Source organism: Mesorhizobium sp. M7A.F.Ca.US.014.04.1.1 (assembly GCF_003998745.1).
GTDB lineage: Bacteria > Pseudomonadota > Alphaproteobacteria > Rhizobiales > Rhizobiaceae > Mesorhizobium > Mesorhizobium ciceri.
On sequence record NZ_RZRW01000946.1, the window covers coordinates 1 to 1455 of the forward strand.

Below are 1455 nucleotides of genomic sequence, written 5' to 3' on the forward strand. Positions count from 1 at the left end.
TTGTGCCCATCCAGTTGACCAGCTTGAGCGCGGCCTCCTTGTTGGCCGACTTGGCGTTGACCGCATAGCCGCCGTCGAAGAACTTGGTCACCTGCGGCGTATCGCCGGCCTTGACCACTGGCGGGGCGACGAAGTCCATGTTGATGGCCGGGTTCTGGGTGCGATAGCTGGCGATGTCGAAGCTGCCGCCGGCAAGCATCGCCGCTTTGCCGCTGATGAACAGCTGGCCGGCGGTGTCATAGTCGATACCTTCGAAGCCGGGCGGCATGTAGTCGCGCAATTCGAGCAGCTTGCCGAGTGCGGCGACATAGCGCGGGTCCTTGAAGGTGGTCTTGCCCAACGTCAGGTCGCTGACGAAATCCTGGCCGAGGAACGGGTTGGTGAAGATGGCGACGAACATCTCGTTGAACCAGCTTGTGCCCATGCCGTTGGCGAGGGGATAAATACCCTTGTCCTTCAGCGCCTTGCTGACGGTTATGAACTCATCCCATGTGGTCGGCGGGGTCAACCCGGTCTTGGCGAAGACGTCCTTGTTGATGAACAGGCCGAGCGTCTGCGAAGCGAAGGGCAGCGAATAGACCTTCTTGTCGGCGCGATAGGTGCCGGCCACCAGCGCATCGGCGGGCTGGTTGGCGAGCGAAGGCACCGTGGTCAGATCCTGTGGTTCAAAATAGCCGGCCTTCACGAACTGCTCGAGCCAGCCATAGGCGTGGGTGTGGATGACGTCGCCACCCTTGCCGGCGGCCAGGGCCGTCGAGACGATGGTCGGATAGTTCTCGTCCGGGAAGGACTCGAACTTCACATGGATGTCCGGGTTGGCCTTGGTGAAATCGGCGAAAAGTTCGTTGTAGGCGGCCTTGTCTTCCTGGCGCCAGGTCCAGAACGAGATGTCGGTGGCATGCGCCACGCTGGCTGCCAATCCCCATGCGAAAGACGCGGCCGCGAGGGCCAGCCCAATCCTTCTCCTGCTCATGTTGCAATCTCCCAATCGCGCTTGATGCGCTTTTTACGACGATTATCAAATCATAGTTCTTGCCGTCTGGAAAGATAGTTTGTAAAGTTTCCTAACTAACGTGGATTGGACGCGGCAGCCCGGCTTGCGCGGTGGATATGGTGACCCAGAAAATCATTGCAGGCGTGGATATAGGCGGCACCAAGACGCGCATCATGGCGTGCCAGGGCGAGCGCATCGCCGACGAGGTGCTGGTGACGGAGAGCTGGCGCATTCGCCAGATGGAGACTGATGCCGAGACACTGGCTGGGATCGTCGCGGGATTGTGCGGCGGGGTCGCGCCCGCTGTGCTGGCCGTTGGCGCGCATGGCTGCGACACGGGTGAACAATGCCTTCGCTTCCAGGCGCTGCTGGCTAGCAGGACCGGTGGTGCGGTGCAGGTGGTCAACGATGCCGAGCTGATGGTTCCTGCCGCTGGCTATATCGACGGCATTGGCGTCGTC

Annotated in this window: 1 protein-coding gene and 1 pseudogene; one reads left to right on the top strand and one right to left on the bottom strand. The window is 61.1% G+C overall.

Annotation, left to right across the window (positions count from 1 at the left end; translation table 11 throughout):
- A partial coding sequence (locus EOA22_RS33385; RefSeq protein ID WP_127390601.1) for an extracellular solute-binding protein occupies positions 1–973 on the bottom strand: 973 nt, incomplete at its 3' end.
- A gap of 137 nt (positions 974–1110) precedes the next feature.
- Between EOA22_RS33385 and EOA22_RS33390 the strand changes: the two are divergent.
- Positions 1111–1455 (top strand): annotated as a pseudogene (locus tag EOA22_RS33390) (ATPase); the annotation flags it as partial.